Origin of the sequence: Frigoribacterium sp. NBH87 (genome assembly GCF_014217665.1) — a bacterium.
In the GTDB taxonomy this organism is placed as follows: domain Bacteria; phylum Actinomycetota; class Actinomycetes; order Actinomycetales; family Microbacteriaceae; genus Frigoribacterium; species Frigoribacterium endophyticum.
Map to the genome: position 1 here is coordinate 175,261 of NZ_CP043650.1, position 24,490 is coordinate 199,750.

Sequence of the window (24,490 nt, forward strand, 5' to 3'; positions counted from 1 at the left end):
CTCAGGCGCCCTCCTTCGAGCGGGTCACCGTGGCCAGGGCTGCTGCGAGTTCGTCAGGGTGCCGGGTGGACACGAGCCAGTACGGTGCCGGGTCCGTCTCGTCGAGAAGCTCGATCTTCACCACGGGATGCACCCACCCCCGGAACAGCGTCCACGCACGAGCATCCAGGCGAGGCCCGCGTTGTTGTGTGGCGTCCCCGCCGGTGTAGGTGGTGACTGTCCCGATCTCGTCAGGTGTGAGGCGGGCGGCGCCGGCGAAGAACCCGTCAGGGGTGACCTGGACGACGGGCGAGGTGCCGATGAAGGCGGCGACAGAGCCGAGGTAGAGCACGGCGGCGACGATGATGCCCGCGGCGACATTGATGGGCAGGAACACCAGGAAGGTGGCAGGGATCACCAGGATCGTCGCGATGTAGACGGCCGGGGTGGGGGTAAGTCGTTCGCGGTGCAGAGGAAGGGAAGTCATGAGCTCCTGGTCGGTCAGAGGGGAAGGACGAAGCCGTTGATGAGGCCTTGGAGTTGGTAGATGAGTGCGGTCCAGATACCTGTGGCCATGGCGGCACCGACGGCGATGAGGACTGCGCCGCCGGCGAGGTTGATGGTGCGGATGTGCCGTTTGACGAACGCGACGGAGCCAGTCACCCAAGACAGACCCAGGGCGACGAGAACGAATGGCAACCCGAGACCTAGGCAGTAGGCGAGCCCGAGGAGGGCGCCGCGTTCTGCGGAGCCGCTGCTGAGGCTGAGGGCCGAGATGGCGGCAAGGGTTGGCCCGAAGCAGGGCGTCCAGCCCAGCCCGAAGACGACACCCAGCAAGGGCGCCCCAGCAAGTCCTGTCACGGGACGCCACCTCGGAGTCAAGGAGCGTTGCAGGAAGCTGACCTGCCCGATGAACACCAGCCCCATCAGGATCACGACGATTCCGAGGATCCGCGTGACAAGGCCTTGCCACTGGATGAGCCAGACGCTCAGCGCACCGAAGACAGCTCCGTAAGCGATGAACACGGCGGCGAAGCCTGCGACGAATAGGCCCACTCCGATGAGGAGGCGCCGTTTTCCCGTTCGAGCGGTGGGATCGGCGAGACCTCCGACGTAGCCGAGGTACCCCGGGACGAGCGGAAGCACACACGGGCTGACAAAGGACACCAGGCCGGCCAACACGGCGATCGGGATGGCGATGAGGAGTTGCCCGCTGAAGACGGTGTCAGCGAGGTTCACGGTGTCTCGTCGAGGACGGTCGTGATGAGTGATTCCAGGATGGATTTCTCGGCTCGACCGGTGACGCGGGCCGCGGTTCGTCCTTCCCTGTCGACGACGATTGTGGTCGGGACGGCGTTCGGGGGTACTTGGCCGGCGAAGGCGAGCTGCATCGCGCTGTCGGTGATGTCGATGGCGGAGGGGTAGGTGACCCCGAACTTTTCCGCGAATGTCACTGCGGTGCTGGCTTGATCGCGGACGTTCACCCCGATGAAGGACACCCCTTGGTCTTTGTACTGCTGGTGGAGGGCTTCAAGGTCGGGGGCCTCGGCACGGCACGGAGGGCACGCGGCGTACCAGAAGTTGACCACCATCACGTCGCCGTCGTAGTCCGTGGACTCCAATGGCTCACCGAGTTCCGTGGTGCTGCTAAACGTCACGGCTTCCCCGCGGTTGGCGGGCGGGATCTCAACGACTGTGCCGTCTCCGGCGATGTAGTTCTTGGTGGACCCGTCTGCGTACTGGTCAGCGACGGAGTCGCTCGAGGAGCAGCCGGCCGTTGTAACGGCCAGCACCACGGCGACGGCCGCGGCAAGGAGGGGGCGTAGGGGACGTCTCATGCGGGTGAGTCCTTCGGGTGGGTGGGCGTACTCCCGGCTGTGCCCCCGGGGGCGAGGGCGCGGGCAGTGGCGAGGAGTGCGACAGCTGCGGTGATGGCCGCGCTGGCGAAGAGGGTGATGCTGCTGAGCCGTTGATCGGCGTCGGCGGCAGGGTGGCCTCCGGGGTTCATGGTCTTGAACCAGTCGAGCATCAGAGTCGGACCCAACAGCGTCAGCGCGACGCCGGCCAGAGCGACGGCGGTGATGATGCCGATCAGGACGACGTCGGCCGGCCGCCGCTTGGTGACGGCTGCTCTGACGGTGTGCCCCAGAACCGTTCCGGTAACCAGCACCGCGGCAAGGACGACGAGACGCCCGAGGGGCTCCGTCACGGCCCACCTCATCCCCACGGATGCCATGGCAAGGCCCAGGACCACCAGAACTGTCAGCCCAGCACTGAGAGGGCTGCCCGTCACAACACGGGTGGGGGCGGTGAGAATGGCGCCGGCCCACTCCCTGGCACCCTTTGTTCCGTCGGTTCGAGGTGCAGATGTTGCCCTGGCCAGGAGGAGGGGGCGCCCTTGGGCAAGGCACGCACCGGCGAGAAGCAGCGCGACGATCGTGATCGTGTAGGCGCTGAGGAAGTAGGTGGCGTAGATGGACAAGGGGCCACACGTCACCCAGAGCGTCAGCACGATCCCGGCCATGAACGCTGCTGTGCGCTGCCATGGCCATGTGCGTCCCCGACTGCGAAGAGTTCGCACGCTGAGGCAGTACGAGGCGGCGGCGAAGATGACGAGGAGCAGCCAGAACGGATCGGGTTGTCCATCGAACAGGGTTCGCCATGTCGGCGGCGCGGGGAACGGTGACCCGGTCAGGGACTCCGCGGGCGTCACCGGTCCGGTTTCATAGATCTCCTGCTCAGCTCCGGGAGGCGCAGTGCGGGCGAGGACCCCAGCCAGGCCTGACGCAAGCCCCATGAAGATCACCTCAGCGCCGACCAGAGCCCAAAACAGCCGAGTCCTGCCGGAGGTCACTTGCGGCAGCAGCCACCGGCGGTAGATGACGCCGAGCGCACCGATCAGCACGAGCACAGTGATTTTGCCGAGCACGATGAGCCCGTATGAGGTGGTGAGGAGTGTGCCGGGGTCGGTGAGGCGGATGCTGGCGCTGACAAGCCCGGACAGGGCCACCGCAATGAATGCCGCGAACGCGATCGCGGAGTAGCGACGAAGGACAGCCGGGAATTCCGCTCCGGGAAGCGTGCGTCTCAGCCACACCAGGGCCACCAGTCCGCCGACCCAGATCGAGGCGAACAGGACGTGCATCAGGATCGACACGACGGCCAGGTTGTGGGACGCCGACCCTGCAGCGTGCCCCTGCTGGGCGAGAGGAATTAGTGCCAGGGCCCCGAGGGTCGTGAGGGCAGCGGCGTGACCGGCGGAGCGGGCGAGGGTGCTCCACACGGCGCTCAGGGCTGCCGCGGCGATGGTGATGGTCCACGCGCGTCCGAGTTCGATGCCGGTGCTGTAGAACGCGAACTGCGCCCAGAAGGCGGCCGTTCCGGCCTCAGATAGGGGAACTCCGCTGATATTGGCGAAGGTGAAGATGCTGGCAGCGAGCCCCGAGACCGCCCACAGGGCCGCGGCGCCACGGAGGAGCCGAAACAAGCTCTGCTGCGAGGGCGCATGACGAGGGACAGCGACCGCGGCAAGGAACGCTGTTCCAAGAGTGATCGCCGCAGCACTGTTGCTGACCGTCTTGCTGACGGTGTAGCCGGATCGGACCACCTCGCCGGGGTCCACGATCAGCACGATCTCCGATGCCTTCGAAGCTGTCAGGACGAAGGCCACGGTTGCCAGTGCGGCGACAGCCGCCACGATGAGCGTGGCGCGGGATCGAGGCGGACCTGCTGTTCCTGGTGGGCGTGCCGGTGCGCTCACTCCTCGATGCCCTCAGTGTCCTCGGGCCCGGCCGCTTCGGCCCTCCGGCGGCGTCGAGCTCGGAGAACCCGGACAACGATCAGGGGAATCAGCATGAGAGCGACGAAGGCCGTCACTCCTGCAATCCAGGGCACGACGTTGCTTGTGGGTTCTTCGGTCGGGGAGTGCGTCGGGGCCGATGATGCAGGCTCTGTCGCCTCGGCCGACGGAGCGACTGCAGCGGGGACGGTCGCTGTGGGCGCAGGTTCCGGTGCGGCCAGGGGGCCGGCATAGGAGAAGGCATACGTGCCGGAGATGGTGTGACCGTCGCTGGAGACGCTCTGCCAGGTGACGGTGTGCTGTCCCTGCTCGGTGATCTCGACGGGAACCGTCAACGTCGTCCCGTCCGCCGTGGGGTCGCCGGTGGTGACGGAGGCCCCGGTGGGCCCTGTGACATTCAGGGCGATCGCGTTCGCGAACTCCGCCAGGGGGGTCTCGGAGAAGGTCAACGTCACAGCCGCGAGCTCGCTCGTCACAGTCTCATCAGCGGCAGGAACGGCCAGGGCGAGAGCGTCGTGGGCGGCAGCGGGCCGGGCGCCAGTTAAAGCAAGCCCTGCTCCGAGGAGCGTGACGAGGGCGAGGGGGAGCAGCAGGCGGTGCAGAGGGGTGAGGGTCATGGTTTTTCAGTTCTCGGGGCAGGTGAAGGTGCCGAATGCGCTGTCGTGGACGCCGGGGCCGAGCTCGGCGCAGACACCGGTCTGGCCGGCGAAGACGGCTTGGAAGTAGAGGACTCCGCCGATGAAGGCGGCCGTGGTGGCAAGCCCGACAACCATCCCGACAATGGCGACGGTGCTTTTGTCACCAGCGCGACGGGACCGGATGAAAGCCACGACGCTGATGACGAACCCGACGGGCCCGGTCACGCACGCCAACAGCAACCCGAGGACCGCGAGGGATCGAACGTTGGGCGGTGTAGCCGTCGGCGCGGGGGCCTGGCCGGTGCGCTTGCGGTTCCTAGCCACCAGCGATCGCGCTTTCTACGGCCTTGTCGAGGTCGTCGACGGCAGTGAGTTCGATCATCTGTCCGTCGACGAAGAACGTCGGGGTACCCGTGACATCAAGGGCTGTTCCTTCGGCTCTGTCCGCCACCACCCGCTCCAAGGTCGCGGGGTCCGCCACGGCCTTATCGAAGGAAGCCATGTCGAGGCCCAGGTCCTCCGCGAACGTGCGGAACAGGGCCGCTTCCGATTCCTGCTTTTCGCCCCACTCCGTCTGGGTCTCGTACATCCGGGCGTACATCGCCTCGAGCTGCCCCTGTTCGGCGGCAGCCTCCACCGCCACTGCCGCGTTCTCCGAGTTCCGGTGAGACGGGATGGGGAAGTACCTCACCGCGACGTTGATCTCGCCGGCGTACTTTTCCCGGACCTGCTCCACGTAGGGGTACATCGCCGCGCACGACTCGCATTCGAAGTCGAGGAACTCCACCACCGTGATGGCGTCCGGGCCGACCTGATCGAGGTAGCGGGTGTCCTCACGAATGACTTCGGCGCTGGAGGGCGCGATCGTCGGGTCAGCAGCAAGCGGCTGGGCGGTGTCGGTTCGGGTCCCGTTGTAGAACACAACCGCCACCACGACGGCGGCGATGACGAGAAGGGCGATGACGGCGACAAAGAACTGTTTTCTGACCATGGTCAGACTCCCTTGGTTCGGAGGTAGGCGATGGGGTCGGTCGCTGCGCCGCCTTGGCGCAGCTCGAAGTGCAGGTGGCAGCCCGTGGACTGGCCGGCGTTGCCGACTACGGCGATCTGCTGTCCCGCGGCGACTTGCTGGCCGACGGAGACTTGGACTCCTGCGGTGTACATGTGGGCGTAGTTGGTGGACACGCCTCCGGCTGAGGTGACGGTGATGAGGTTGCCGTAGCCGCCGTACGCGCCGGCGTAGGTCACCGTTCCTGCGGTGGCGGCATAGATCGCGTTTCCGCACGAGGCACCGAAGTCGGCGCCCGCGTGCAGTTTCGGGTAGCGCAGGATCGGATGGATGCGCATGCCGTAGGCCTGATAGCTCGAATAGGACGTGATCGGCATCGTCCATCCCGCGGGTGAGACTGCTGACGAAGTGGGCGCAGCCGGTCTCGAAGCAGATGCAGCCGCGGCCGCTGCTGCGGCCCGTGCTGCGGCTGCTCGAGCTGCCGCCTCTGCCTCGGCTTTCTTCCGGGCAGCCTCCGCTTCGGCGTAACCCTGCTCCGCGGTCGCGGTCTCTTGCTTCAACACGGCCAACTGCGCCTCGAGCTCGAAACTTCGCGTCTCCTGCTCTTGGACTGCCGCTTGCGCGGCTGCTGCCGCTTCAATGGCGGCGTCCCGAGCCGCGAGGGCGATGCCGGCGAGGCGGTCGCGTTCGGTGGTGGCGACCTCAGCTTGGTCTCGGAGGCTGCCGACGGTGTTCGACGTGGCTGTGGCATCAGCCAGCATTCGGTTCGAGGTCAGGGACAGTTGCGACGCCGTCCCCAGCCGGGAGAGGAGGTCCTCTGAGCCGGCGCCGGAGACGGCGATGTTCGTCGTCAGATCGGTGCCGCCGGTCCGGGCGAGGGACGCAGCCCACTGCCCGATCTGCCGCTCGGCGTCTGCAGCGTCCTGCTCGGCGCGCTCGACGTCGTCGGTCAGACCACGAAGTACCTCTGTCGATGCGTCGGCCTCATCCTGGGCCTCTTGGAGCTCAACCCCGCGCTCCTCAGCTGCGGCCGACAGATCGGCAGATTGCTGCCGGAGGCCCTCGAGGAGACCTGTCAGTTCGGTGATCTTTTGGGCCGTGGCCGCTTCATTGGAGCGTGCGGCGATCACGTCATCCCAGGTGGGGTACGTCACCGCCTGGGCGGGTGCGGCAGTAAGGAAGGTGGCAGCGAGAACGGCGACAAGGGCCGGTGCTGTCACCCTGACAATGCGAAGCATCTAAGGGTGTCCTCGGTCTCGAAGGAACACGCCGAACGTGGTGGCAAGCCGCCACCGCTCGTCGACGCGCAGGTCGCGATCGGGGTGTGCCTAGATGCGGGAGATGCCCAGAACGGTCAAGCTCACGCCGTCAGGACGCAACCACGCCGAAGCCCACAGAGGCACTGGTGCCGGTCCTGCAAGAGGATCAAGAGCCCGAGCCGCCGCAGCGCGCATTCGCACGAGAGTAACGGCGAGCGTGACCACGCACAGCAGTGCCAGAAGGGTGCAGGCAAGCGCGCCGCCAGCTCCTGACAAGCCCGTGACTGCTTCATCGCCAACCGAGAGAGGCAGGCTTGCTCCCTGAACGCTCTGGGGCTCATCAGCCTGAGCGACCTGCGCGACGCTAGACGTGGCGGGAACACCGCTCGATAGGGCGTTATCGCCGAGGGAGTGGATCCCGAGAACTGCAGCCAGGGTCGCTGCCGTCAGCGACAGCATCAAAGCCCAGATGCCGACCGACCAGCGTGAACCCGCAGAAGAAGACGCGCGATGGAACATCGTGTCTCCTCTCCAACGGTCAGGGGCGATCACAGGGTAATCAGCCCACGGGCCGACCGCCTGATGAACCGCCCCAAGACGCTAGACATCAAACCACCTGCATGTGAGTATCTTCGCATGCACGAAGATACTCAGCAAGGGGACCTGCACCCCGACGATGCTTTCGTCGAGCTCGCCGTTGAGGTTTTCTCCATGCTCGCGGACGCCACCCGTGTCCGCATGATCCTTGCTCTCCGGGACGAGGAGCTCTCCGTGAACCATCTGGCTGACATTGTCGATAAGTCGCCCACTGCCGTGTCCCAACACCTCGCCAAGCTCCGCATGGCCCGGATGGTCTCCACCCGGCAGGCCGGCAACCGTGTCTTCTACCGACTCGTCAACGACCACGCCAGCAAGCTCGTCCAAGACGCCATCTTCCAAGCCGAGCATTCCGTCGGCGCCTCCTACCGCCACCACCACCACGAAGGACACTGACATGGGCGCAGGCCACGACCACGCCGCAGCAGCCGGCCCCGATCACCGCCGGCGACTCGCCATCGCCTTCAGCATCACGACCTCGATCCTCGTCGTCGAAGTCATCGGCTCGATCATCACGGGAAGCCTGTCGCTCCTCGTTGACGCAGCCCACATGCTTACTGACGCCGGAGGCCTGTTCATGGCCCTCCTAGCTGCGACGCTCATGAAACGAGCGGCAACGTCGAAACGGACGTGGGGGTTTCAGCGAGCTGAAGTTCTCGCCGCCACAGCCCAAGCGACCGTCCTTCTCGCGGTGGGCCTCTTCGCGCTCGTGGAAGGCATCCGGCGTCTATTCGAGCCCCCAGCCGTCCCGTCCTCTGAGCTGCTGATCTTCGGCATCATCGGACTCGTCGGGAACATCGTCTCGATCACCGTCCTCACGGCCGGGCGTTCAGCCAACATGAACATGCGGGCCGCGTTCCTCGAGGTCGTCAACGACGCCCTCGGCTCAGTCGCTGTCATCGTCAGCGCCGTCATCATCATGACCACCGGGTGGGGTCAGGCGGACGCCCTGGCCGGGATGCTCATCGCCATCTTGATCATCCCCCGCACCCTCAAGCTCCTCCGCGAGACCACAGGGGTGCTGATGGAGTCGACCCCCACGGGCCTTGACCTCGATGACGTCCGGGCGCACATGCTCGAGCTCCCACACGTCACCGAGGTCCACGATCTTCACGCCTCACTTGTCGCCACGGGCCTGCCGATTCTCAGCGCGCACGTCACTGTCGAGGACTCCTGCTTCCGGGACGGACACGCGCCTCAGATCCTCGATGATCTACAGAGGTGCGTTGCGGAACACTTCTCCATCAAGGTCGAGCACTCCACCTTCCAAATCGAACCCGCCCAACACGCCCAGCACGAGCACCACACCCACGTCTGACCTGCAGCTCAGCAGCAGTCGCAGGCCTCGACCTCACGCTCGCCCGTCAGGGCAGACACCGGTGTCTTGCAAGCATCGCCGCGCCACGCCTCGAGGCCCTCGCGGATGGCGAAGACCACGATGACGAGCCCCGCCACAGGGTCGGCCCAGGCCCACCCGAACGCCAGGTTGAGGACAAGGCCCAGGAGGACAGCCGCCGAGAGGTAGGAGCAGATGAGGGTCTGCTTGGAGTCGGCGATGGCGGACGCAGAGCCCAGCTCCTTGCCTGTGCGCCGCTCCACCAGACTGAGAAACGGCATGATCGCCAGGCTCACTGCGGCGAGGACGATGCCGACGGGAGAGTGATCGGGCTCGCGGATACCAGTGAGTGCAAGCGCGGCGTCGATGGACACGTAGGCGGCCAGGCCGAAGAACGAGATGGCGATGACGCGCAGCGCGACCCGTTCCCGCTTCTCCGGGTCGGGGGCCGCGAACTGCCACGCAATCGCGGCGGCCGACAGCACCTCCACGATCGAGTCCAGGCCGAACCCGATCAGGGCGGTCGAGGAGGCGACCGTGCCGGCGGCGATCGCCACGATCGCCTCGATCACGTTGTAGGTGATCGTGATGGCGACGATGATCCGAATGCGGCGCTGCAGGAGGAGCCGGCGGGCCGGGGCGAGCAGGGCAGGAAGCGCGGCCGCGGTCATGCGCCGGTTCCGCAGCAGAGGGGGACGTCGCAGCTGTCGTCAGTGCAGGGCTCTCCGTCATCGACGGCAAGCACGACGTCGACCAGTGCGGTGAGCGCCCGTGTGAGGTGGGCGTCAGCGATCTCGTAGCGGGTCGACCGGCCCTCGGGGACTGCGACGACGATGCCGCAGCCGCGGAGGCACGAGAGGTGGTTGGAGACGTTGGACCGTGTGAGGTCGAGCTGCTCTGCCAGGGCGCTGGGGTAGCCGGGCTGGTTGAGGAGGTGAAGCAGGATGCGCGATCGGGTGGGATCGGCCATGGCCCGCCCGAGGCGGTTCATGACGTCGAGACGCGAGGAAAGAGTCAGCATGTGCTGACTATACAGTCAGAGCTGACGTGACGCGCCTGATCGAGACACGGACACGAGTGACTCGTTTCTCGACGTCAGTATGGTTCGCCATATGACCACTCATCAGGCCTCTGTCGTTTTCGTCTGTCAGAAGAACGGGGGCAAGTCGCAAATGGCCGCAGCTCTAATGCGCGACCTCGCGGGCGACGAGGTCACCGTGCTCTCTGCCGGCACAAAGCCCGGGGCTGCCCTGAACGCCCAATCCGTCCAGTCTCTTCAAGAGCTGGGCATCGACATGGGCGACGAGCACCCGAAGGCCCTCACCGCAGACATGATCGCTACGGCAGACGTCATCGTGACCCTCGGTGCCGAGGCGAAAGTTGAAGAGGTTCCGGGAGTCCGGTTCGAGACGTGGATCACAGACGAACCTTCCGAGCGGGGCATCGAAGGCATGGAGCGCATGCGCCTTGTCCGAGACGACATTCGCTCGCGAGTCGCAGACCTACGCAACCGGCTCTGAATCGTTCCGCACGAGGCTTGGGACGAGGCGGACGAAGATCACCATGCCGATGAGTTCGACGAGGGTTTGGGTGACGACGACGACCGGAGCGAGCGACAGCGACGCTGGCAGGGCGAGTGCGAGCGGCAAGACCACGAGCGAGTTCCTGGTCGCACCGCTGAACACCAGGGCCCTTGTTGCTGGCGCGTCGAGATGGAAGATGCGGCCGGCGCCGATGCCGAGCGCTGCCATGACGACGAGGAACGCAGCGTAGATCGGCGCCAGCACGAGGAGCTGACCCAGGGAGTCTCCAACGGCGCCGGCTTGCGAGGCCACGACGGTGAACAGGGTCGCCATCATTAGCGGCACCATCAAGCCCAGCATCGTCCGCTCGATCACGACACCGGATCGGTGTCGCCGGGCGAGGGCCTGCACGAGGGCGGCCGCGGTGAGCGGGATGACGATCAGGAGAAGGAAAGCTCGGGCGAAGGGGCCGACCTCGACCACGGCGACGCCCTCGGGGCCGATGAACAGAAGCAGGTACAGCGGCAGGAGGAGGATCTGCGCCAGCATCAGCAGCGGTGCCGCAGCGAGGAGCCGTTCTGATGCGCCGCCGGCAAGGCCGGCGAACACGATCACGTAGTCGATGCACGGGGTCAGCAGCACGAGCAGAACCCCGAACAGCAGCGCTGGCTCGTCCGCGACGAACCGGGACAGCCCGTACGCGACGAGGGGGACGACGACGAAGTTCAGCACGCCGACCGCGGCGAGGAATCGTCCGTCTCGGAGGGACTGCCCGATCGCGGCGAACGGGACGCCGAGGAACGTCGCGAAGAGCAGCAGCGCGAGCACGGGCTCGATCGTTGCCTCTAGATGATGTGCTCCCGGCACGGTGAGGCCGACGACGCCGGCAACCAGGATAGCCGCCAGGTAGAGGCCGATCTGACGGTGTTCGAGCCAGGAAACGACCGCGTTCACGGTAGGACAGGTGTGGGGGAAGAGGGCACGTCAGTGACCGTAGAGGTTCGAGCCGCTTGAAGGTCAAGCGGCAGCGGCGACTCTAGGGTCGCGGTGTGCGAATCTCCGAGGTCAGTAAACGCAGCGGTGTCTCCGCGACGGCGCTCCGGTACTACGAGTCCATCGGGCTCTTGACCCCTGCCAGGGCCCACAACGGGTACCGCGACTACAGCCCGGACGTGCTCAGCCGCCTCGACCTGATCGAGGCCAGCAAGGAACTCGGGTTGCCTCTTGATCAGATCGGCGCGCACCTCAGCGCCATGGAGTCGACGTCCTGCACCGACGTCCGGGAGGCGCTGCGCCCACTCCTGGCCGAGCAGGTGCGTCAGATCGAGGAGAAGCAGGCTCGCCTCGACCGGCTCCGGTCGCGCCTTGCTCGTGCCGAGCACGACCTGGCCGAGTGCCCTGACCGGTCTGAGCGGTGCTCGACCGAGTGCGTCTTCCGCATCAGCGCCTAGGAGGGTCGGTGGGTGAGCGTCGTTCGATCAGAACGGTGTCGCGCCACACGCCGGCATAAGGGCCTGCTTCGGAGCGTGCGATCCGTTCCCGCGTCCCGATCCGGCGAAACCCCGCCCGGTCATGGAGGGCCAAGCTCGCCCCGTTCTCGGGGAAAATCGTTGACTGAACGGTCCAGATGCCCCCGGAATCGACTGAGGCGAGGAACGAACTCAGCAGTTCACGCCCGATACCTCGTCCCTGGGCCGAGGCGGCGATGTAGACGGAGTGCTCGACGACACCGGCATAGGCCGGCCTGGCCGACGTGGCGGACGCCGCCACCCAGCCGAGGACCGCGCCCGTGGTGTCGTCGACGGCGACGAACCGGTGCGCGGCGAGCTTGCCAGCATCGAACGCCTCCCAGGTGGGGGTGTGGGTCTCGAAGGTGGCGTTACCGGTATCGATGCCCTCTTGATAGATCCGCTCGACAGCAGGCCAGTCGCCCGGAGTCATCGCCCGGATGGCGACGCTCACGAGCAGCACCCACCTGCTGCCGGCCCGTCAACGGCGCACCCGAAGGCGTCCGGGAGGTTCGTCGAGCAGACACCCGTCTCAGGGAGTTCGAGCTGAACCAGACGGGCGGCTTCGTGGTTGCCGGCGAGTTCGTCCGCGATGGAGCGGACCTGCTCGTAGCCAGTGAGGAGCAGGAACGTCGGGGCACGGCCGTAGGACTTCATGCCGGCGATGTACAAGTTCGGCTCTGGGTGCCCGAGCTCTGCGACCCCGTGCGGGTAGACGGTGCCGCAAGAGTGCAGGTTCGGGTCGATCAGTGGTGCGAGCTGCCGGGGTGCTTCGACGATCTCGTCCAGGGACACCCGGACCTCACGGAGCATGTCGAGATCGGGGCGGAACCCGGTCGCATTCACCACGATGTCCGCAGCGACCGCCAGGGGCTCGCCGCGGCGACGCCCGACGAGCTGCACGCCGTCAGCGGTCCTGGTCACGTCGTCGACCTCGAACCGGTCGACGAAGGCGATTGCGCCGGCACGGACGAGGTCGCGGACGGCGCCGCCGAGGTCGCCGCGGCCTTCGAGCTGGTCGGCTGCGGACCCGTAGACCCGGGCGGGGGTGCTGCTGCGAATCGCCCACGTGATCGTCGTCCCGGGTGCATCTTTGGCGAGGGTGGCGAGCTTGATGAGGGTGTTCGCGGCTGAGTGGCCGGCGCCGACGACGACCGTGTGCCGGCCGGCGAACCGTTCCCGGTCCTGGCCGAGGACGTCGGGCAGTGCGTGGCTGATGCTGCCAGCGACGTCGTCGCCGTGAGAGAGGCCGACCCCGGAGGAGTTGAGGGTGTTGGGGGTCGTGTAGGTGCCGGAGGTGTCGATGACGGCGCGGGCGAGTTCGTCGCGCACCTCGCCGTCGTGGTCGAGGCGCAGCAGGAACGGCGTTTCGGCCCGTCCGGTGGAGCGGGTTCGGTCCATGCCCTGTCGGGACACCGCAGCGACCCGGTGCCCGTACCGGATGCGGCCCGACAGCTCAGGGGTGGCGGCAAGGGGTTCGAGGTAGTCGCGGACGAAGTCTGAGCCGTAGGGGAGCTTCTTCGCTGCCGGGGCCTCCCAGTCGGTGGTGTCGAGGAGGCGCGCGGCGGCCGGGTCGACGAGGTGCTCCCACGCGGTGAACAGGCGCGTGTGACCCCACGCGCGGACTGCCGTCGCGGCACTCGGGCCGGCTTCGTAGATCACGACGTCGACACCGCGTTCGAGGAGCTGCGCGGCAGCGGCGAGGCCGACAGGGCCGGCGCCGATGACGGCGACGGGGAGGCCGGCGAGGGTGGGGGCGTCGGTGCGGGGCGGGACAGAGAGGGTGAGGCTCATGCGGGGAGGCCCTTCGATTCGATGCCGAGTTCGGTCAGGAGCGATTCGACGAGCTTCCGGACGTCGTCACGGATGAGGCGCACCTTCTCGAGGGGGAGACCTGCGGGGTCGGTGAGGTGCCAGTCGCGGTAGATCTTGCTGGGGTAGATCGGGCACGCGTCGCCACAGCCCATCGTGATCACGACGTCGGCTGCCTGCACGACGTCGTCGGTCAGCGGCTTGGGGAACGCCTCGTCGAGGTCCAGGCCCAGTTCCCTCATTGCTTCCGCGACAACGGGGTGGAGGTCCCGGGCGGGCAGGGACCCGGCGGAGCGGACGTGGACGGCACCGCCGGAGAGGACGTTGGTGAACACGGCTGCCATCTGGGAGCGTCCGGCGTTCTGCTCGCAGACGAACAGCACCTCCGGCACCGTCCGCTCGATCGCCCCGGTGGCCTGCCCGAGGGCGGTCAGCCGGTCGATGGCGAACCGGGTCGCGTTGGTGGTCAGGTGCGCTCGGACTTGCGCTGTGCGAAGGAGCGCCGTGTAGGACTCGAGCACGTACCGCTCGATCGTCTCCGGTCCGAAGACGCCCTCGAACCGGGTGGCGAGGTCGCCCGCGGCACGCTTGAGTGCGTCCTCGGGGAAGGCAAGACCCGGCAGGCCGCGCCTCGTGGTCAGGTCCGTCATCGTCGTCTCCTCACAGCTCAAGGGTTAGGCGGTCGCGGGTGCGATCTCGGCCAGGAGGGCCTGGATGCGGCCCTTGATGTCGTCGCGGATGGGGCGGACGTCCTCAATGCCGCGGCCGGCGGGGTCGGTCAGCTCCCAGTCCTCGTAGCGCTTGCCGGGGAAGATCGGGCACGCGTCGCCGCAGCCCATCGTGATCACGACGTCGCTGTCCCGGACGGCCTCGGAGGTGAGGACCTTGGGCTGGTTCCCGGCGATGTCGATGCCTTCCTCGGCCATGGCCTGGATCGCGATCGGGTTGATCTGGTCCTTGGGCTCACTGCCGGCGGAGAGGACGTCGACGCGGTCGCCGGCGAGGGCCTGCATGTAGCCGGCGGCCATCTGGGAGCGGCCGGCGTTGTGGACGCAGACGAACAGGACGGTGGGCTTGGTGCTCATGACGGGTTCCTTCGGGTAGGGGGTCAGACTCGTTCAGCGACGCGCGCTGCCGGGGTCGGGGAGGGGAACAGGCGTGGCCGGAGCCACAGAGACAGGTACACCAGCGCCACGAGCGCCGGGACCTCGATCAGGGGGCCAACGATCCCCGCGAGGGCCTGGCCGGAGGTCGCCCCGAACGTGCCGACCGCGACCGCGATCGCCAGCTCGAAGTTGTTCCCCGCAGCCGTGAACGCCAGCGTCGCCGTCCGCTCATAAGCCAGGCCAATCGCCCGGCCTGTGAAGAACGCGACGAGGAACGTGACGGCGAAGTACACAAGCAGCGGCACGGCGATGCGGACGACGTCGAGGGGCCGGTCGACGACCTGCTGGCCTTGGAGGGCGAACAGCATCACGATCGTGAACAGCAGCCCGTAGAGGGCGAAGGGGCCGATCTTCGGCAGGAACCGTGTCTCGTACCAGGTGCGCCCCCTGGTCGATTCCCCGATGCGGCGGGACAGGTAGCCGGCGAGGAGGGGGATGCCGAGGAACACCAGGACGCTGAGGGTGATCGACCAGATGCTGAACGACGCGCTCGTGACGGGCAGCCCTAGCCAGGCGGGGAGGATCTGGAGGTAGAACCAGCCGAGACCGGCGAACGCGACGACCTGGAACACCGAGTTCAGCGCCACGAGGAACGCAGCCGCTTCCCGGTCCCCGCAGGCGAGGTCGTTCCAGATCAGCACCATGGCGATGCACCGGGCGAGCCCCACGATGATCAGGCCCGTGCGGTACTCCGGCAGGTCGGGCAGGAACACCCATGCCAGGGCGAACATCAGGGCAGGCCCGACGACCCAGTTCGTCACCAGCGACGACACCAGGAGGCGACGGTCGCCGGATATGGCGCGGGTGTCGGAGTAGCGGACCTTTGCCAGCACCGGGTACATCATCACCAGCAGGCCGACCGCGATCGGGACGCTCACCTGCCCCACCTGGAACGAGTGCAGCAGCTCACCGAACGCCGGCACGAACACCGCCAGCAGCAGCCCCGCACCCATGGCGGCGAGAATCCACACGGGGAGGAAGCGGTCAGCGGTCCCGAGCCGGGCAGGCGCGGTGGTGGTGGTCGTCATGCAGCTCCGTAGATCGATGAGTGTCGATGTATTGAGCCTGCCCCAACCCATCGACGGCTGTCAATCTGTGTGGAAGAGTGTTCACATGCCTGTTGCCGAACTCCTGCCCCTCACGGACGTGACCGCGTGCTGCGCACCGCTGGCCCGTGAGGCGATGGACGCGGAGAACGCCGAGAAGCTGGCCCGCAGCCTGAAAGCGATCGCTGACCCGGCAAGGCTTCGGCTTATCTCGATGGTCGCCGCGCACGACGGGGCTGAGGCGTGCGTTTGCGACCTCACCGAACCCCTTGGGCTCAGCCAGCCCACTGTCTCGCACCACTTGAAGGTGCTCGTCGACGCCGGCATCCTTACTCGCGACAAGCGCGGGATCTGGGCGTACTACGCCCTGGTCCCCGGGGCCCTCGACTCTCTCGGGAAGCTCCTCGTCACCGCGTAGGTCCTTAAAGCCCCGCGCGTCCGGTAGCTGATCGTCTGACGGACGCCCGGGGCACGCAGAACGACGACATAGGCTCACTTCCATGGCAGCGCGGCGTCGATGGTGGCACACCCTCCAATCCTCAAAGGCTGAGGTGTTGTTGGCCGTTGACCTCTACAACCGGTCCGGCAATGAACGACAGCTAGAGGCCTTCATCGTCCACATGAATTTGGGTTGGATGAAGCTCCTTCAGGCACGGACTGAGCAGGCCGGCGGGGATTTGATCGTCAAGGATGAACGCGGCTGGCGAAAGAAGCACCCCGAGGGTGGCTACTTGTACAAGCCTCTGCGGACTTTGCTCGCAGAACAGCTTGTCGAGACTGACCCGCGACGGAGCAACATCGTCTTCTTTCTGGGGCTCCGCAACCAGATCGAGCACCGGCATGAAGCTAAAATCGCGGCCCTTGTCGCGGGCCGAACGCAAGCCCTTCTCATCAACTATGAGCAGACACTCGTCGAGTGGTTTGGCCAGGCCGAGGCGCTTGGATCAGAGCTTCGCTTTCCCCTGTTCGTTTCCACGATTACCGGAGACGCGGCTGAGGCGGTCAAGTTGGTGAGAGCACAGGTGCCGAAGGGAGTCCTTGATTGGGTGCAGGACTTCGACGCAAGCCTCGATCCCGGCCTCAGCGCAGATCAGCGCTTCGACTTCCGCGTCTACCTCATTTCCCACACTGGTCCTAAGAGTGAAGCTGACGCGTCGATGACGTTCATTCGCGAGGAAAACCTGACGGACGAACAGCGAGCGTCCGTGGAGCAAGTGCGGACCATCATCCGAGAGAAGCACGTCCCGGTCGAGGACCTCGATCGCTACAAGGCCAGCGAGGTAGTGGAGCAAGTAGCGGAGCGGCTCGACGCGGAGTTCAACAGCTACATGCACTCCCAAGCCTGGAAGGCGTTTGGTGTGCGACCGGCTCCTGGTGCCAGCGATCCTGCTCAAACCAAACCCCAGTTTTGCGTCTACAACGCCACGTTCAAGCAGTACAGCTACACGTCGGCTTGGGTTGAATACCTCGTCCGGCACCTGTCCAACGCTGCCGAGTACGACATGGTGCGGGCGTGGCGCGCCCCTGTGGCTGACGATGATGGGGAGATGCCGGCCTCCGCCCCTTCCCCTTCCCCTTCCCCTTCCCCTGCGCCCGTGCCAGCCGCTCCTGTCTCCTGAGATCAGCAGCAGAGGAATGACGGAGGGGCCCCATATTCTTCCGCCGTGGGCGTTCGGGGAGCAGGAGAAACGGCGGCAAAAATTCTGCGCCGGCCGATCCCGACCCACCCGTTCGCGGTGCCGCCGGCACCGGGACAGTTCGGTGTCTGGCAAGTCCGTCGGGTGCGCTCTGCACCCGTCGGGTACGTGCTCTCCCGACACGAGCTCGGCCGCATCGTCTACCACTGCTACGCCCACGGCCGAGACGACGCCGGCGGCCGGCCCTGGCTCCGTCGGTCCGACAGCCTCAACAGCGCCGTGGCCTGGATGATCCAGCACGAAGGGGAGTTGTCGGCCCTGACTGGTCGCTTGCATCCAGAGCCCGACGAGTGGCCCTCATGACGACGGGGAGCGCCGCGAGATGAGCTGGTTCGTCAGGCACCGCCCCGAGGGCGACACGAGCGCCGAGCCCGTGGCCGTGGAGGTCACCGCGCCGACGCCGGCCGCCGCGATCGACCAGGTGCGCGCCACGCTCCCTGAAGGTCACATCGTGACCTCTGTAGCCCCGTACTAGCAGGAATCGACCGCCCCAGAGGCGCGTGTAATTTGTCGCGCCCCGCAGGTGCGCCGCCGCCTTATCTCCTGGTGAAGGGTCGACGCAACCCCCTGCGCCGCCCTCGCCGGCCTCGTTAGCGTCGATGGCGTGCCGGGGTCCCCGGCGGTGGCTACGGCCAGCCGGTCGGCACAGGTCGCCCCACACGGATCAGCGTGTGGGGCGACCACCCCTTGTCGCTGCGCTCCAGGTCGCTACCGCTCCCCAGGGAAGCCACTCCGCGGCCCTCTTCCCTGAGCCCTTCGGGCATTTCGGCCGTGGCGCTTGCGCAGGATACGGGTCGGGGTTCCGGCGTCAAGCCGTCGTCCGGATTGGCCAAAAAACTGGCTCCCCCGCTGCGCTCCTCCGCAACTTTTTTGACCAATCCCTCCTTGGGGCGTGACCCCGAAACCCTCTCCCCAGCGGTGATGAATCACCGCCACGGCCAAAAAACGTGGGGGAGAGAGGAACACAGAACATGGCTCAGCAGATCACCACCGTCACGACGTTGGTCCCCGTGGTCACCGAGGAGGCGCTTAACCGCCAGCTGCGGAAGTTGGGAGAGCGCGACAGCGACCTCGCTCAGTACGCGAGCAACGGTTGGGCCCTCGTCCACACCCACGCGATCGCGGGCGTCGACTACACGACCTTCGTCGACACCCTCACCCGCAGCGAGTGACAGGACGGGAGGGACCTATTCGAACTAGGTCCCTCCCGCTCCCTCATCATCTCGGATCGACCACAGGAGCAGAACCCCATGACCACCACCACCGCCCCCACCACGCTCTACGTCACCAACGCCTGCCAGTTCTGTGGTGCCGCCAGCACCGTCGAGCTCACCGCGGCCGAGGTCGCCGCGTGGATCACAGGCGCCCCGATCCAGGACGCCATGCCCGACCGCCCCGCCCCAAGCCGCGAGCTCGTACGCAACGGCACCCACCCCGAGTGCTGGACGGCCATGTTCGGCTCGGCCGAGTGACAATGACCCAAGGGGGAACCGCCATGATCACCGTCTACAGCAAGCCCAGCTGCGTGCAGTGCACCGCCACCTACCGCAGCCTCGACGCCAAGGGCCTCGAATACCTGGTCGTCGACGTCACCACCAACAACAACGCGCTCGAGTACGTGAAGGGCGAGCTCGGCTACCTCGGCGGCCCCGTGGTCGTCGTCTCCGAGCACGACCACTGGACCGGATTCCGGCCCGACCACATCGACCGCGTCGCCCGAGGCGGCGCCACCGACAACGAAGGAGTCACCTCATGAGCGACACCACCAATCCCCAGCCCGCAGCCGAGGGGGCCGGACCCGTTCGGGACGAGCACGGGCGGTTCATCTATGACGCTACCTACGACCCCGCGGACGGCGACAAGTATGACGACGACACCCACCTGCAAGGCCTCGGCGACAACGACTAGCCAGGAGGGTCCATGGATTACGACACCTGGGCCGAGGAGGAGGTGCCCCCACCACTCACCGACGACGACGCGCCCCTCGACGAGCCCGAGGAGGAGGTCTATCCCTGGGAGCTGACCGACGTCGAACGCCGCATCTACGAAGCAGGCTTCATGGCCGGCTACGCCTCCCGCGACGCCGAAGTCGCCCAGCTCAACCACGAAGCCGACCGCCTCTACGACAAAGCCTTCAACCAGCCCGGACGCACCCGCCGTTAGACGTAGGCCTACAAAACCACTCACCGCGGCCAACGTGCATGCCACAGCCGTCCCGCATGGGATCCGGGGTGGGATTTACAGTGACCTCGACTAAGCTGCCGGTATGAGTCTTCTGACCCCCGGTCTCCCGGCCTACGAAACAGCGATGCGCTCCAGCACCGCAGATCTGGTGACGGCGCTGCGCGAACTTCTTGGTGCGAAGCTCGTGGCCTACGTCGGATCCGTGGCGGAGACCCGCGCGGTTCGACAGTGGGCCGAAGGACAACGGCACCCCTCCGCGGCCGTGGAGCGCCGGCTTCGCCTGACGTTCCAGGTCGCTGGCCTTCTCGCCGAACGAGACGACCCCCGGGTCATCCAGTCCTGGTTCCAGGGCATGAACCCGCAGCTCGAGGATGACTCCCCAGCACGGATGCTCCGCGACGACGACCTCGACACCGCCGGACCTCGCGTCCTAGCTGCAGCACGATCCTTCGCCGCAGTCGGCTAGTGAAATCCCACCCCAGCCTGTCGACAATCCCCGCGCCGGCGGTGCTGTGGCGGGTCGGCTACGCCCCCACCCCCTGGAACTGGACTGACTGGGCGTACGCCGACCAGGGCCGCTTCACCGGCCGCTGGGATTCCCCCGACGGCTCTTACCGCACCCTCTATGCCGGCACCACCTTGAGGGCATGCCTCGTCGAGGTCCTCGCACCCTTCCGGCCATCGCCCGCGGTTGCGGCGGGCGTCGACGCCATCGAGGAGGACGAAGCCGATCGGGCCCTTCACCCGACGGCCGAGGCCGGCCTCATCTCGGAAAGCTGGTTCTCACGCCGACGCGTCGCCACAGCCACGGCCGACGGCACTTTCTGCAACGTCCTGGCCTCGCTAAGCATCGCCGCCCTCTGGCCGAGCTTCCACGACCTCAGCCGCGACCAGTTCCACCTGGCCGACTTCGACGCCTCAACTCTGCTGATGAGCGCACCCCGACAGCTCACCCAGCAGGTCGGACGCCACATCTACAGCCACACCCCGACCCTCGACGGGATCCGCTTCTTGTCTCGACACGGCGTCGACTACGAACTTTGGGCCCTCTTCGAACGCTCCGGAGACGGCGAAACGAGCGGCCGGCTCCATGACCTTGAAGACGGCCCCGTCGAGGCGTACGAGGACGATGTCGACGCGATCTGCGAGCTCTTCGGCCTCCACCGCGACTGACTCCGTCGCCGTGCTCGAGGGCTAGCGCCGCCGTTCAGGGTCTGGCCGCGGCCAGACATATGGGGCGTTACCAGCGGTCAGGCCTCGCGTTCTACGAAACAGTGGTGCCCTGCGCTGACCCTCAGGCGGGTAGCTGAAGCTGACAGATTTGAGGGGTCGTCGTCATCGCAGATGTTCTTGCTCTGGCATGATTCGTGCATGGAAGAGCCTCGGAATCTGCCGACTGACGAACTCCGACTTCGCCTCAAGGCCTTTGCCCAGTGGCGGCATTCTCAGCTTCGCGGTGACGAAAAGGGAGAGGCACAGGTCTTCCTAGATCATCTATTCGTCGCTCTTGGATGGAGCGGCGTCTTTGAAGCTGGGGCTGTTCTAGAGGAGCGAATTAAGAAGACTGACGGTGGGACATCGTTTGCAGACCTGCTCTGGAAGCCCCGCGTCCTGATCGAGATGAAGAAAGCCAAGACAGACCTACGACTGCATTTTCGGCAGGCCTTCGATTACTGGGTTCGGGCCGTACCGGACCGTCCTCGCTATGTGATCTTGTGCAACTTCGACGAATTTTGGATCTACGACTTCGACAACCAGCTAGACGAACCCGTTGAACGGATACCGCTCGCTCAACTGTTCGAGCGCTGGGAGTCCATTGGTTTTATGCTCCCCCGGGAAGTGGCACCTGTTTTTGGTAACGATCTAATCGCAGTCACTCGCGAGGCGGCTGTCAATGTAGCCAAAGTCTTTCTGTCGTTACAAGCTCGAGGTGTCGCCAGAGAGGTGGCCCAACGTTTCGTGCTCCAATGTGTCATGGCCATGTTCAGCGAAGACATTGGGCTACTGCCTGGGCACTTTTTTACAAAAGCCATCACAGATGCCCAAGATGGCGTGGAGGCGTACGACCTCGTCGGTGGGCTCTTTCAGGAAATGAATACTCCAGGCAGGACACCCGGGGGACGTTTTGCCGAAACGCCATATTTCAACGGTGGTCTCTTCGCTGAAGTCGAGCGTCTCGAGCTCTCGACGGAGGAGCTGCACCTCCTTCGGGAAGCGGCGGGCACGGAGTGGTCCAGCGTTCGACCAGAAATTTTTGGAACACTTTTTGAAGGTTCCATGGATGCCGACGAGCGGCATGCAAGCGGGGCCCACTTCACATCCCAAGCGGATATCGCTCGAATAGTCGGTCCCGTCATTGTCCAGCCTTGGCAGGAACGCATCGACGCCGCCACCTCAATACCCCAGCTGAAATCCGTCCTGGAAGACATGGCGCAGTTTCGCGTTCTCGACCCTTCCGTCGGGTCTGGAAACTTCCTTTATGTTGCGTATCGAGAATTGCGGCGCCTTGAACGCCAGGCAATTGAAAAGATTCGCAGCCGACGCTTGTCGGAAAATATTGCTGGCCAAGAGTCGTTTGGCTACGTCTCTCCTGAACAGTTTTTCGGAATGGACATCAATCCATTTGCTGTTGAAGTTGCGAAGGTGACGATGCTTCTCGGCAAGAAGCTTGCCGACGATGAGATGAATGAAGTGGGACAGACCCTGCCTCTCAACAATCTGGACAAAAACATCGTTGCCAAGGACGCACTCTTCAACCCCTGGCCGCCAGCTGACGCCATTATTGGCAACCCTCCGTACCTTGGCCGGCGCAAGATGGTGAAAGAGCTCGGAGCCTCGTACAACTCTCGCCTCAATGAGCATTTCGGGCCAAGGGGCGTATCCGACTTCGTCACGTACTGGATTCCCCTTGCTCACGATCGTCTTCCTAAGGGCGGTCGGGCGGGTTTTGTCGCCACAAAGTCCGTAAAGCAGGGTGACGGTCGCCGGGTATCGCTCGACTACGTCGTCGAGCATGACGGCGTCATAATCGACGCCGTATCGTCCATGCCTTGGTCGGGAGTCGCCAACGTGCACGTTTCGATTGTCAATTGGCAAAAAGGCGGCACGCCTCCCAAAGACAAGATTCTGTGGATGAACGTACGTGAAGAGCCTCTCGTCCTCACCGAGATCACGGCCGCGCTGTCGCCGGCTGTAGATCTGAAATCCGCCGTCACATTGAAGGGCAGCGTAGCTCTGTCCTTCCAGGGTCAGACCAACCTTGTCAAGAACGCATTCGAGCCGAATCGATTCACGGCTCGATTGCTTGCCAAATCTGAAGGCGCTGTTATACATCCGCTTCTGGGTGGTCGATCGCTGCTCCACTCAACGAGAGCGGATGAGTGGATTATTGATATACCCGAAACGGATGCGAGTTTGGCTTGGCAGGCGCACCCTCAAGTCATGAAGCATCTGGAACGAGAGGCGCTTCCCATCCTCGAAGATCGAGCTGAGCAACAGCGCATCGCCAACATTGAAGCGAGAAAGAGCAACCCAAGAGCTCGGATCAACACCCACCACCAAGGATTTCTCGATCGATGGTGGACATTGGGGTGGCGCAGAGGTAACTACCTCAAAGCGGTTGCAGGTATGAAGCGCTACATCGCGGTCAACAGGGCGGCAACTGTGGACAGGCTGCCCGTTTTCACGTTCGTCGATGGGAAATTCCACGTCAACGATTCCGTCATCGCATTTCCGTTTGACGATGATTATTCGCTTGGGATTTTGCAGTCGTCTGTCCACGAAGCTTGGTTCCGGGCTCGTGGGGGAGCGACTCTAGGAACAGCACCGCGGTATGGCAGCAACGTCTTCCCCTCGTTCCCATGGCCCCAGCATGCGACCCGCGAGCAAGAGGAAGCAGTTGTCAGGGCAGCTATCGCGCTGGTGGAACACACAAGCAAAGCATTCGCCAACGGTTACTCGCTCGGCTCCCAGTTCGATGTCTTGCGTCGTCCCGGTAAATCGGTGCTGCGAGACCTGAAGCTTGACCTGGACGGTGCCGTTCTCGATATCTACGGGTTTGACCAATCAGAAGATCTACTGACGCAAATCTTGGAGCTGAATTTGCTGGTAGCTCAGAAGGAGCGTGAGGGGTTGCAAGTCGACGGTCCTGGGCCGCGATTTACGCACGCAGAACCGTCGGTTTGGTCGTGGCCTGCGCCTGCCCCCCTTGTTGAGTAGGCAGGCAGGCACGGACGTACAGGGCAGTCCTTCGAGAGAGACCAAGTTCGTATACCCTGATGAGCCGCCCCAACTGTTTATTGACATAATCAATAATATCGGCCACGTAGGTACCGATGAACTATTGCTTCTGCCTGATCCTCAGATGCCGATGAACTGTCGCTTCTGCCTGATCCTCACATGTTCGTTTCTGAGTAAATCCGGGGCGCTAGTGGTGGTGCCTGGGTCTTCAGCGCCGCGACCTCTACGAAACTCGCGGTCGAGATGAAAACCAACGAACCCTGGGTCTAAGCCCTTCAGGCACGCCTCGGTGAGCTGACACGACTTGTCGGGGGCTCAATACTTTGTCTGGTGTGGGGGTGTTCGAGCTCTACGCTGACCCCTTCGTCGGCGTCGACGAAGCGGTGCGTAGACGCGTAGTCAGCAACTGCGGCATCGGAGCCCACGAGGGGCGGGAACCAGACAGGCCCTACGTCGAACCGTTGGTCGGCCACGCCACAGGCCGGATGTTAGAGGCCGAGTACGTGCGTTCTGCCTTTGCCGACGTCTGAGACGCGACGCCCCCGGGCTGTCGGCACTGAAGCCGCGGCGCTCTGCGACCGGCTGACACCAGGTCATCCGGACGTGGTCGTCGCCGCCACGGAAGGCAAGAGCGACACGGTCGCGGCCGAGATACTTGTCGCGCCCTTGTCAGTCCTGCCCCATGTGTCTCGCGCGAT

The 24,490-nt window shown here is 65.3% G+C and carries 32 protein-coding genes; 16 read left to right on the plus strand and 16 right to left on the minus strand.

The window, feature by feature from the left end:
* Position 1: 1 nt before the first annotated feature.
* From F1C15_RS00845 to F1C15_RS00880, 8 genes are all read right to left on the minus strand, one after another.
* Positions 2 to 466 (minus strand): DUF3093 domain-containing protein, encoded by a 465-nt coding sequence (locus F1C15_RS00845; protein WP_185232431.1) that lies wholly within the window; start codon positions 464 to 466, stop codon positions 2 to 4.
* Between the two features lie 14 nt (positions 467 to 480).
* Positions 481 to 1,218 (minus strand): cytochrome c biogenesis CcdA family protein, encoded by a 738-nt coding sequence (locus tag F1C15_RS00850; protein WP_185232433.1) that lies wholly within the window; start codon positions 1,216 to 1,218, stop codon positions 481 to 483.
* Positions 1,215 to 1,817 (minus strand): TlpA disulfide reductase family protein, encoded by a 603-nt coding sequence (locus F1C15_RS00855; protein WP_185232435.1) that lies wholly within the window; start codon positions 1,815 to 1,817, stop codon positions 1,215 to 1,217. The genes F1C15_RS00850 and F1C15_RS00855 overlap by 4 nt, the downstream gene beginning before the upstream one ends.
* A complete protein-coding gene (locus F1C15_RS00860) occupies positions 1,814 to 3,649 on the minus strand; it encodes a cytochrome c oxidase assembly protein (RefSeq protein WP_185232437.1) in 1,836 nt (611 codons plus the stop codon). Before F1C15_RS00860 ends, F1C15_RS00855 begins: the two co-directional genes overlap by 4 nt.
* Before the next feature lie 86 nt (positions 3,650 to 3,735).
* The gene (locus tag F1C15_RS00865) at positions 3,736 to 4,254 is read right to left on the minus strand and encodes a copper resistance CopC family protein (protein ID WP_255465384.1); all 519 of its coding nucleotides are present in this window, start codon (positions 4,252 to 4,254) and stop codon (positions 3,736 to 3,738) included.
* 147 nt (positions 4,255 to 4,401) lie between these two features.
* On the minus strand, positions 4,402 to 4,641 hold the full coding sequence (locus F1C15_RS00870) for a hypothetical protein (protein WP_185232439.1): 240 nt from the start codon (positions 4,639 to 4,641) through the stop codon (positions 4,402 to 4,404).
* A gap of 91 nt (positions 4,642 to 4,732) precedes the next feature.
* Entirely contained in the window at positions 4,733 to 5,407 is a 675-nt protein-coding gene (locus tag F1C15_RS00875) for a thioredoxin domain-containing protein (RefSeq protein ID WP_185232440.1), read from the minus strand.
* 2 nt (positions 5,408 to 5,409) lie between these two features.
* Positions 5,410 to 6,663 (minus strand): peptidoglycan DD-metalloendopeptidase family protein, encoded by a 1,254-nt coding sequence (locus tag F1C15_RS00880; RefSeq protein WP_185232441.1) that lies wholly within the window; start codon positions 6,661 to 6,663, stop codon positions 5,410 to 5,412.
* Positions 6,664 to 7,320: 657 nt separating this feature from the next.
* Between F1C15_RS00880 and F1C15_RS00885 the strand changes: the two genes are divergently transcribed.
* Positions 7,321 to 7,677 carry a metalloregulator ArsR/SmtB family transcription factor gene (locus F1C15_RS00885; protein ID WP_185233940.1) on the plus strand — a complete coding sequence of 119 codons (357 nt, stop codon included), beginning with the start codon at positions 7,321 to 7,323 and terminating at the stop codon, positions 7,675 to 7,677.
* A 1-nt stretch (position 7,678) separates the two neighbouring features.
* Positions 7,679 to 8,599 carry a cation diffusion facilitator family transporter gene (locus F1C15_RS00890; RefSeq protein ID WP_185232442.1) on the plus strand — a complete coding sequence of 307 codons (921 nt, stop codon included), beginning with the start codon at positions 7,679 to 7,681 and terminating at the stop codon, positions 8,597 to 8,599.
* A gap of 8 nt (positions 8,600 to 8,607) precedes the next feature.
* Here the strand turns inward: F1C15_RS00890 and F1C15_RS00895 are convergent, their stop codons facing one another.
* Together F1C15_RS00895 and F1C15_RS00900 are read right to left on the minus strand one after the other, a co-directional pair.
* Positions 8,608 to 9,288, minus strand: a complete 681-nt coding sequence (locus tag F1C15_RS00895) for a cation diffusion facilitator family transporter (protein ID WP_185232443.1) — start codon at positions 9,286 to 9,288, stop codon at positions 8,608 to 8,610.
* A complete protein-coding gene (locus F1C15_RS00900; RefSeq protein ID WP_185232444.1) occupies positions 9,285 to 9,638 on the minus strand; it encodes a helix-turn-helix transcriptional regulator in 354 nt (117 codons plus the stop codon). Before F1C15_RS00900 ends, F1C15_RS00895 begins: the two co-directional genes overlap by 4 nt.
* 91 nt (positions 9,639 to 9,729) lie before the next feature.
* On the opposite strand from F1C15_RS00900, the gene F1C15_RS00905 reads away from it, so the two are divergent.
* The gene (locus F1C15_RS00905) at positions 9,730 to 10,137 is read left to right on the plus strand and encodes a low molecular weight phosphatase family protein (protein ID WP_185232446.1); all 408 of its coding nucleotides are present in this window, start codon (positions 9,730 to 9,732) and stop codon (positions 10,135 to 10,137) included.
* Here the strand turns inward: F1C15_RS00905 and F1C15_RS00910 are convergent.
* Positions 10,120 to 11,094 (minus strand): arsenic resistance protein, encoded by a 975-nt coding sequence (locus F1C15_RS00910; RefSeq protein WP_185232448.1) that lies wholly within the window; start codon positions 11,092 to 11,094, stop codon positions 10,120 to 10,122. The genes F1C15_RS00905 and F1C15_RS00910 overlap by 18 nt on opposite strands.
* Positions 11,095 to 11,189: 95 nt before the next feature.
* On the opposite strand from F1C15_RS00910, the gene F1C15_RS00915 reads away from it, so the two are divergent.
* On the plus strand, positions 11,190 to 11,591 hold the full coding sequence (locus F1C15_RS00915; RefSeq protein WP_185232450.1) for a MerR family transcriptional regulator: 402 nt from the start codon (positions 11,190 to 11,192) through the stop codon (positions 11,589 to 11,591).
* On the opposite strand, the gene F1C15_RS00920 is transcribed toward F1C15_RS00915, so the two are convergent.
* From F1C15_RS00920 to arsB, 5 genes are read right to left on the minus strand one after another with little or no spacing between them, the layout of a single operon-like run.
* Positions 11,581 to 12,081 carry a GNAT family N-acetyltransferase gene (locus F1C15_RS00920; RefSeq protein ID WP_185233942.1) on the minus strand — a complete coding sequence of 167 codons (501 nt, stop codon included), beginning with the start codon at positions 12,079 to 12,081 and terminating at the stop codon, positions 11,581 to 11,583. The genes F1C15_RS00915 and F1C15_RS00920 overlap by 11 nt on opposite strands.
* A gap of 17 nt (positions 12,082 to 12,098) precedes the next feature.
* Positions 12,099 to 13,442 carry an NAD(P)-binding domain-containing protein gene (locus F1C15_RS00925; RefSeq protein ID WP_185232452.1) on the minus strand — a complete coding sequence of 448 codons (1,344 nt, stop codon included), beginning with the start codon at positions 13,440 to 13,442 and terminating at the stop codon, positions 12,099 to 12,101.
* Positions 13,439 to 14,110, minus strand: coding sequence for an arsenate reductase ArsC (locus F1C15_RS00930; protein ID WP_185232454.1), 672 nt, complete (start codon positions 14,108 to 14,110; stop codon positions 13,439 to 13,441). The genes F1C15_RS00925 and F1C15_RS00930 overlap by 4 nt, the downstream gene beginning before the upstream one ends.
* A gap of 24 nt (positions 14,111 to 14,134) precedes the next feature.
* Positions 14,135 to 14,545 carry an arsenate reductase ArsC gene (locus F1C15_RS00935; protein ID WP_185232456.1) on the minus strand — a complete coding sequence of 137 codons (411 nt, stop codon included), beginning with the start codon at positions 14,543 to 14,545 and terminating at the stop codon, positions 14,135 to 14,137.
* A 23-nt stretch (positions 14,546 to 14,568) separates the two neighbouring features.
* The gene (arsB, locus tag F1C15_RS00940) at positions 14,569 to 15,654 is read right to left on the minus strand and encodes an ACR3 family arsenite efflux transporter (protein ID WP_185232458.1); all 1,086 of its coding nucleotides are present in this window, start codon (positions 15,652 to 15,654) and stop codon (positions 14,569 to 14,571) included.
* An 85-nt stretch (positions 15,655 to 15,739) separates the two neighbouring features.
* Between arsB and F1C15_RS00945 the strand changes: the two genes are divergently transcribed.
* From F1C15_RS00945 to F1C15_RS01000, 12 genes are all read left to right on the plus strand, one after another.
* Positions 15,740 to 16,090 carry a metalloregulator ArsR/SmtB family transcription factor gene (locus tag F1C15_RS00945; protein WP_043594596.1) on the plus strand — a complete coding sequence of 117 codons (351 nt, stop codon included), beginning with the start codon at positions 15,740 to 15,742 and terminating at the stop codon, positions 16,088 to 16,090.
* 82 nt (positions 16,091 to 16,172) lie between these two features.
* The gene (locus F1C15_RS00950) at positions 16,173 to 17,291 is read left to right on the plus strand and encodes a DUF3644 domain-containing protein (protein WP_185232460.1); all 1,119 of its coding nucleotides are present in this window, start codon (positions 16,173 to 16,175) and stop codon (positions 17,289 to 17,291) included.
* Positions 17,292 to 17,691: 400 nt separating this feature from the next.
* The gene (locus tag F1C15_RS00955) at positions 17,692 to 17,844 is read left to right on the plus strand and encodes a hypothetical protein (protein WP_185232462.1); all 153 of its coding nucleotides are present in this window, start codon (positions 17,692 to 17,694) and stop codon (positions 17,842 to 17,844) included.
* A 496-nt stretch (positions 17,845 to 18,340) separates the two neighbouring features.
* On the plus strand, positions 18,341 to 18,541 hold the full coding sequence (locus tag F1C15_RS00960) for a hypothetical protein (RefSeq protein ID WP_185232464.1): 201 nt from the start codon (positions 18,341 to 18,343) through the stop codon (positions 18,539 to 18,541).
* A 78-nt stretch (positions 18,542 to 18,619) separates the two neighbouring features.
* The gene (locus tag F1C15_RS00965; protein WP_185232466.1) at positions 18,620 to 18,841 is read left to right on the plus strand and encodes a hypothetical protein; all 222 of its coding nucleotides are present in this window, start codon (positions 18,620 to 18,622) and stop codon (positions 18,839 to 18,841) included.
* Positions 18,842 to 18,864: 23 nt separating this feature from the next.
* Complete coding sequence (locus F1C15_RS00970; protein ID WP_185232468.1) at positions 18,865 to 19,125, plus strand: glutaredoxin domain-containing protein; 261 nt, start codon at positions 18,865 to 18,867, stop codon at positions 19,123 to 19,125.
* On the plus strand, positions 19,122 to 19,277 hold the full coding sequence (locus F1C15_RS00975; RefSeq protein ID WP_185232470.1) for a hypothetical protein: 156 nt from the start codon (positions 19,122 to 19,124) through the stop codon (positions 19,275 to 19,277). The genes F1C15_RS00970 and F1C15_RS00975 overlap by 4 nt, the downstream gene beginning before the upstream one ends.
* A 12-nt stretch (positions 19,278 to 19,289) precedes the next feature.
* Positions 19,290 to 19,532, plus strand: a complete 243-nt coding sequence (locus F1C15_RS00980) for a hypothetical protein (RefSeq protein WP_185232472.1) — start codon at positions 19,290 to 19,292, stop codon at positions 19,530 to 19,532.
* Between the two features lie 145 nt (positions 19,533 to 19,677).
* A complete protein-coding gene (locus F1C15_RS00985; protein WP_255465385.1) occupies positions 19,678 to 20,019 on the plus strand; it encodes a hypothetical protein in 342 nt (113 codons plus the stop codon).
* Positions 20,019 to 20,726: an RES domain-containing protein gene (locus tag F1C15_RS00990; RefSeq protein WP_185232476.1), complete on the plus strand. Its 708-nt coding sequence runs from the start codon at positions 20,019 to 20,021 to the stop codon at positions 20,724 to 20,726. Before F1C15_RS00985 ends, F1C15_RS00990 begins: the two co-directional genes overlap by 1 nt.
* A 198-nt stretch (positions 20,727 to 20,924) precedes the next feature.
* Positions 20,925 to 23,771 (plus strand): DNA methyltransferase, encoded by a 2,847-nt coding sequence (locus F1C15_RS00995; RefSeq protein WP_185232478.1) that lies wholly within the window; start codon positions 20,925 to 20,927, stop codon positions 23,769 to 23,771.
* Positions 23,772 to 24,130: 359 nt separating this feature from the next.
* Complete coding sequence (locus tag F1C15_RS01000; protein WP_185232480.1) at positions 24,131 to 24,322, plus strand: hypothetical protein; 192 nt, start codon at positions 24,131 to 24,133, stop codon at positions 24,320 to 24,322.
* Positions 24,323 to 24,490 lie beyond the last annotated feature (168 nt).

Excerpts from the sequence above, each read along its gene's own strand:
- F1C15_RS00845 (WP_185232431.1), bottom strand. The coding sequence starts at position 466 with ATGACTTCCCTTCCTCTGCACCGCGAACGACTTACCCCCACCCCGGCC.
- F1C15_RS00855 (WP_185232435.1), bottom strand. The coding sequence starts at position 1,817 with ATGAGACGTCCCCTACGCCCCCTCCTTGCCGCGGCCGTCGCCGTGGTG.
- F1C15_RS00875 (WP_185232440.1), bottom strand. The coding sequence starts at position 5,407 with ATGGTCAGAAAACAGTTCTTTGTCGCCGTCATCGCCCTTCTCGTCATC.
- F1C15_RS00880 (WP_185232441.1), bottom strand. The coding sequence starts at position 6,663 with ATGCTTCGCATTGTCAGGGTGACAGCACCGGCCCTTGTCGCCGTTCTC.
- F1C15_RS00885 (WP_185233940.1), top strand. The coding sequence starts at position 7,321 with ATGCACGAAGATACTCAGCAAGGGGACCTGCACCCCGACGATGCTTTC.
- F1C15_RS00890 (WP_185232442.1), top strand. The coding sequence starts at position 7,679 with ATGGGCGCAGGCCACGACCACGCCGCAGCAGCCGGCCCCGATCACCGC.
- F1C15_RS00895 (WP_185232443.1), bottom strand. The coding sequence starts at position 9,288 with ATGACCGCGGCCGCGCTTCCTGCCCTGCTCGCCCCGGCCCGCCGGCTC.
- F1C15_RS00900 (WP_185232444.1), bottom strand. The coding sequence starts at position 9,638 with ATGCTGACTCTTTCCTCGCGTCTCGACGTCATGAACCGCCTCGGGCGG.
- F1C15_RS00905 (WP_185232446.1), top strand. The coding sequence starts at position 9,730 with ATGACCACTCATCAGGCCTCTGTCGTTTTCGTCTGTCAGAAGAACGGG.
- F1C15_RS00920 (WP_185233942.1), bottom strand. The coding sequence starts at position 12,081 with ATGACTCCGGGCGACTGGCCTGCTGTCGAGCGGATCTATCAAGAGGGC.
- F1C15_RS00925 (WP_185232452.1), bottom strand. The coding sequence starts at position 13,442 with ATGAGCCTCACCCTCTCTGTCCCGCCCCGCACCGACGCCCCCACCCTC.
- F1C15_RS00930 (WP_185232454.1), bottom strand. The coding sequence starts at position 14,110 with ATGACGGACCTGACCACGAGGCGCGGCCTGCCGGGTCTTGCCTTCCCC.
- F1C15_RS00935 (WP_185232456.1), bottom strand. The coding sequence starts at position 14,545 with ATGAGCACCAAGCCCACCGTCCTGTTCGTCTGCGTCCACAACGCCGGC.
- arsB (WP_185232458.1), bottom strand. The coding sequence starts at position 15,654 with ATGACGACCACCACCACCGCGCCTGCCCGGCTCGGGACCGCTGACCGC.
- F1C15_RS00945 (WP_043594596.1), top strand. The coding sequence starts at position 15,740 with ATGCCTGTTGCCGAACTCCTGCCCCTCACGGACGTGACCGCGTGCTGC.
- F1C15_RS00950 (WP_185232460.1), top strand. The coding sequence starts at position 16,173 with ATGGCAGCGCGGCGTCGATGGTGGCACACCCTCCAATCCTCAAAGGCT.
- F1C15_RS00955 (WP_185232462.1), top strand. The coding sequence starts at position 17,692 with ATGAGCTGGTTCGTCAGGCACCGCCCCGAGGGCGACACGAGCGCCGAG.
- F1C15_RS00960 (WP_185232464.1), top strand. The coding sequence starts at position 18,341 with ATGGCTCAGCAGATCACCACCGTCACGACGTTGGTCCCCGTGGTCACC.
- F1C15_RS00965 (WP_185232466.1), top strand. The coding sequence starts at position 18,620 with ATGACCACCACCACCGCCCCCACCACGCTCTACGTCACCAACGCCTGC.
- F1C15_RS00970 (WP_185232468.1), top strand. The coding sequence starts at position 18,865 with ATGATCACCGTCTACAGCAAGCCCAGCTGCGTGCAGTGCACCGCCACC.
- F1C15_RS00975 (WP_185232470.1), top strand. The coding sequence starts at position 19,122 with ATGAGCGACACCACCAATCCCCAGCCCGCAGCCGAGGGGGCCGGACCC.
- F1C15_RS00980 (WP_185232472.1), top strand. The coding sequence starts at position 19,290 with ATGGATTACGACACCTGGGCCGAGGAGGAGGTGCCCCCACCACTCACC.
- F1C15_RS00985 (WP_255465385.1), top strand. The coding sequence starts at position 19,678 with ATGCGCTCCAGCACCGCAGATCTGGTGACGGCGCTGCGCGAACTTCTT.
- F1C15_RS00995 (WP_185232478.1), top strand. The coding sequence starts at position 20,925 with ATGGAAGAGCCTCGGAATCTGCCGACTGACGAACTCCGACTTCGCCTC.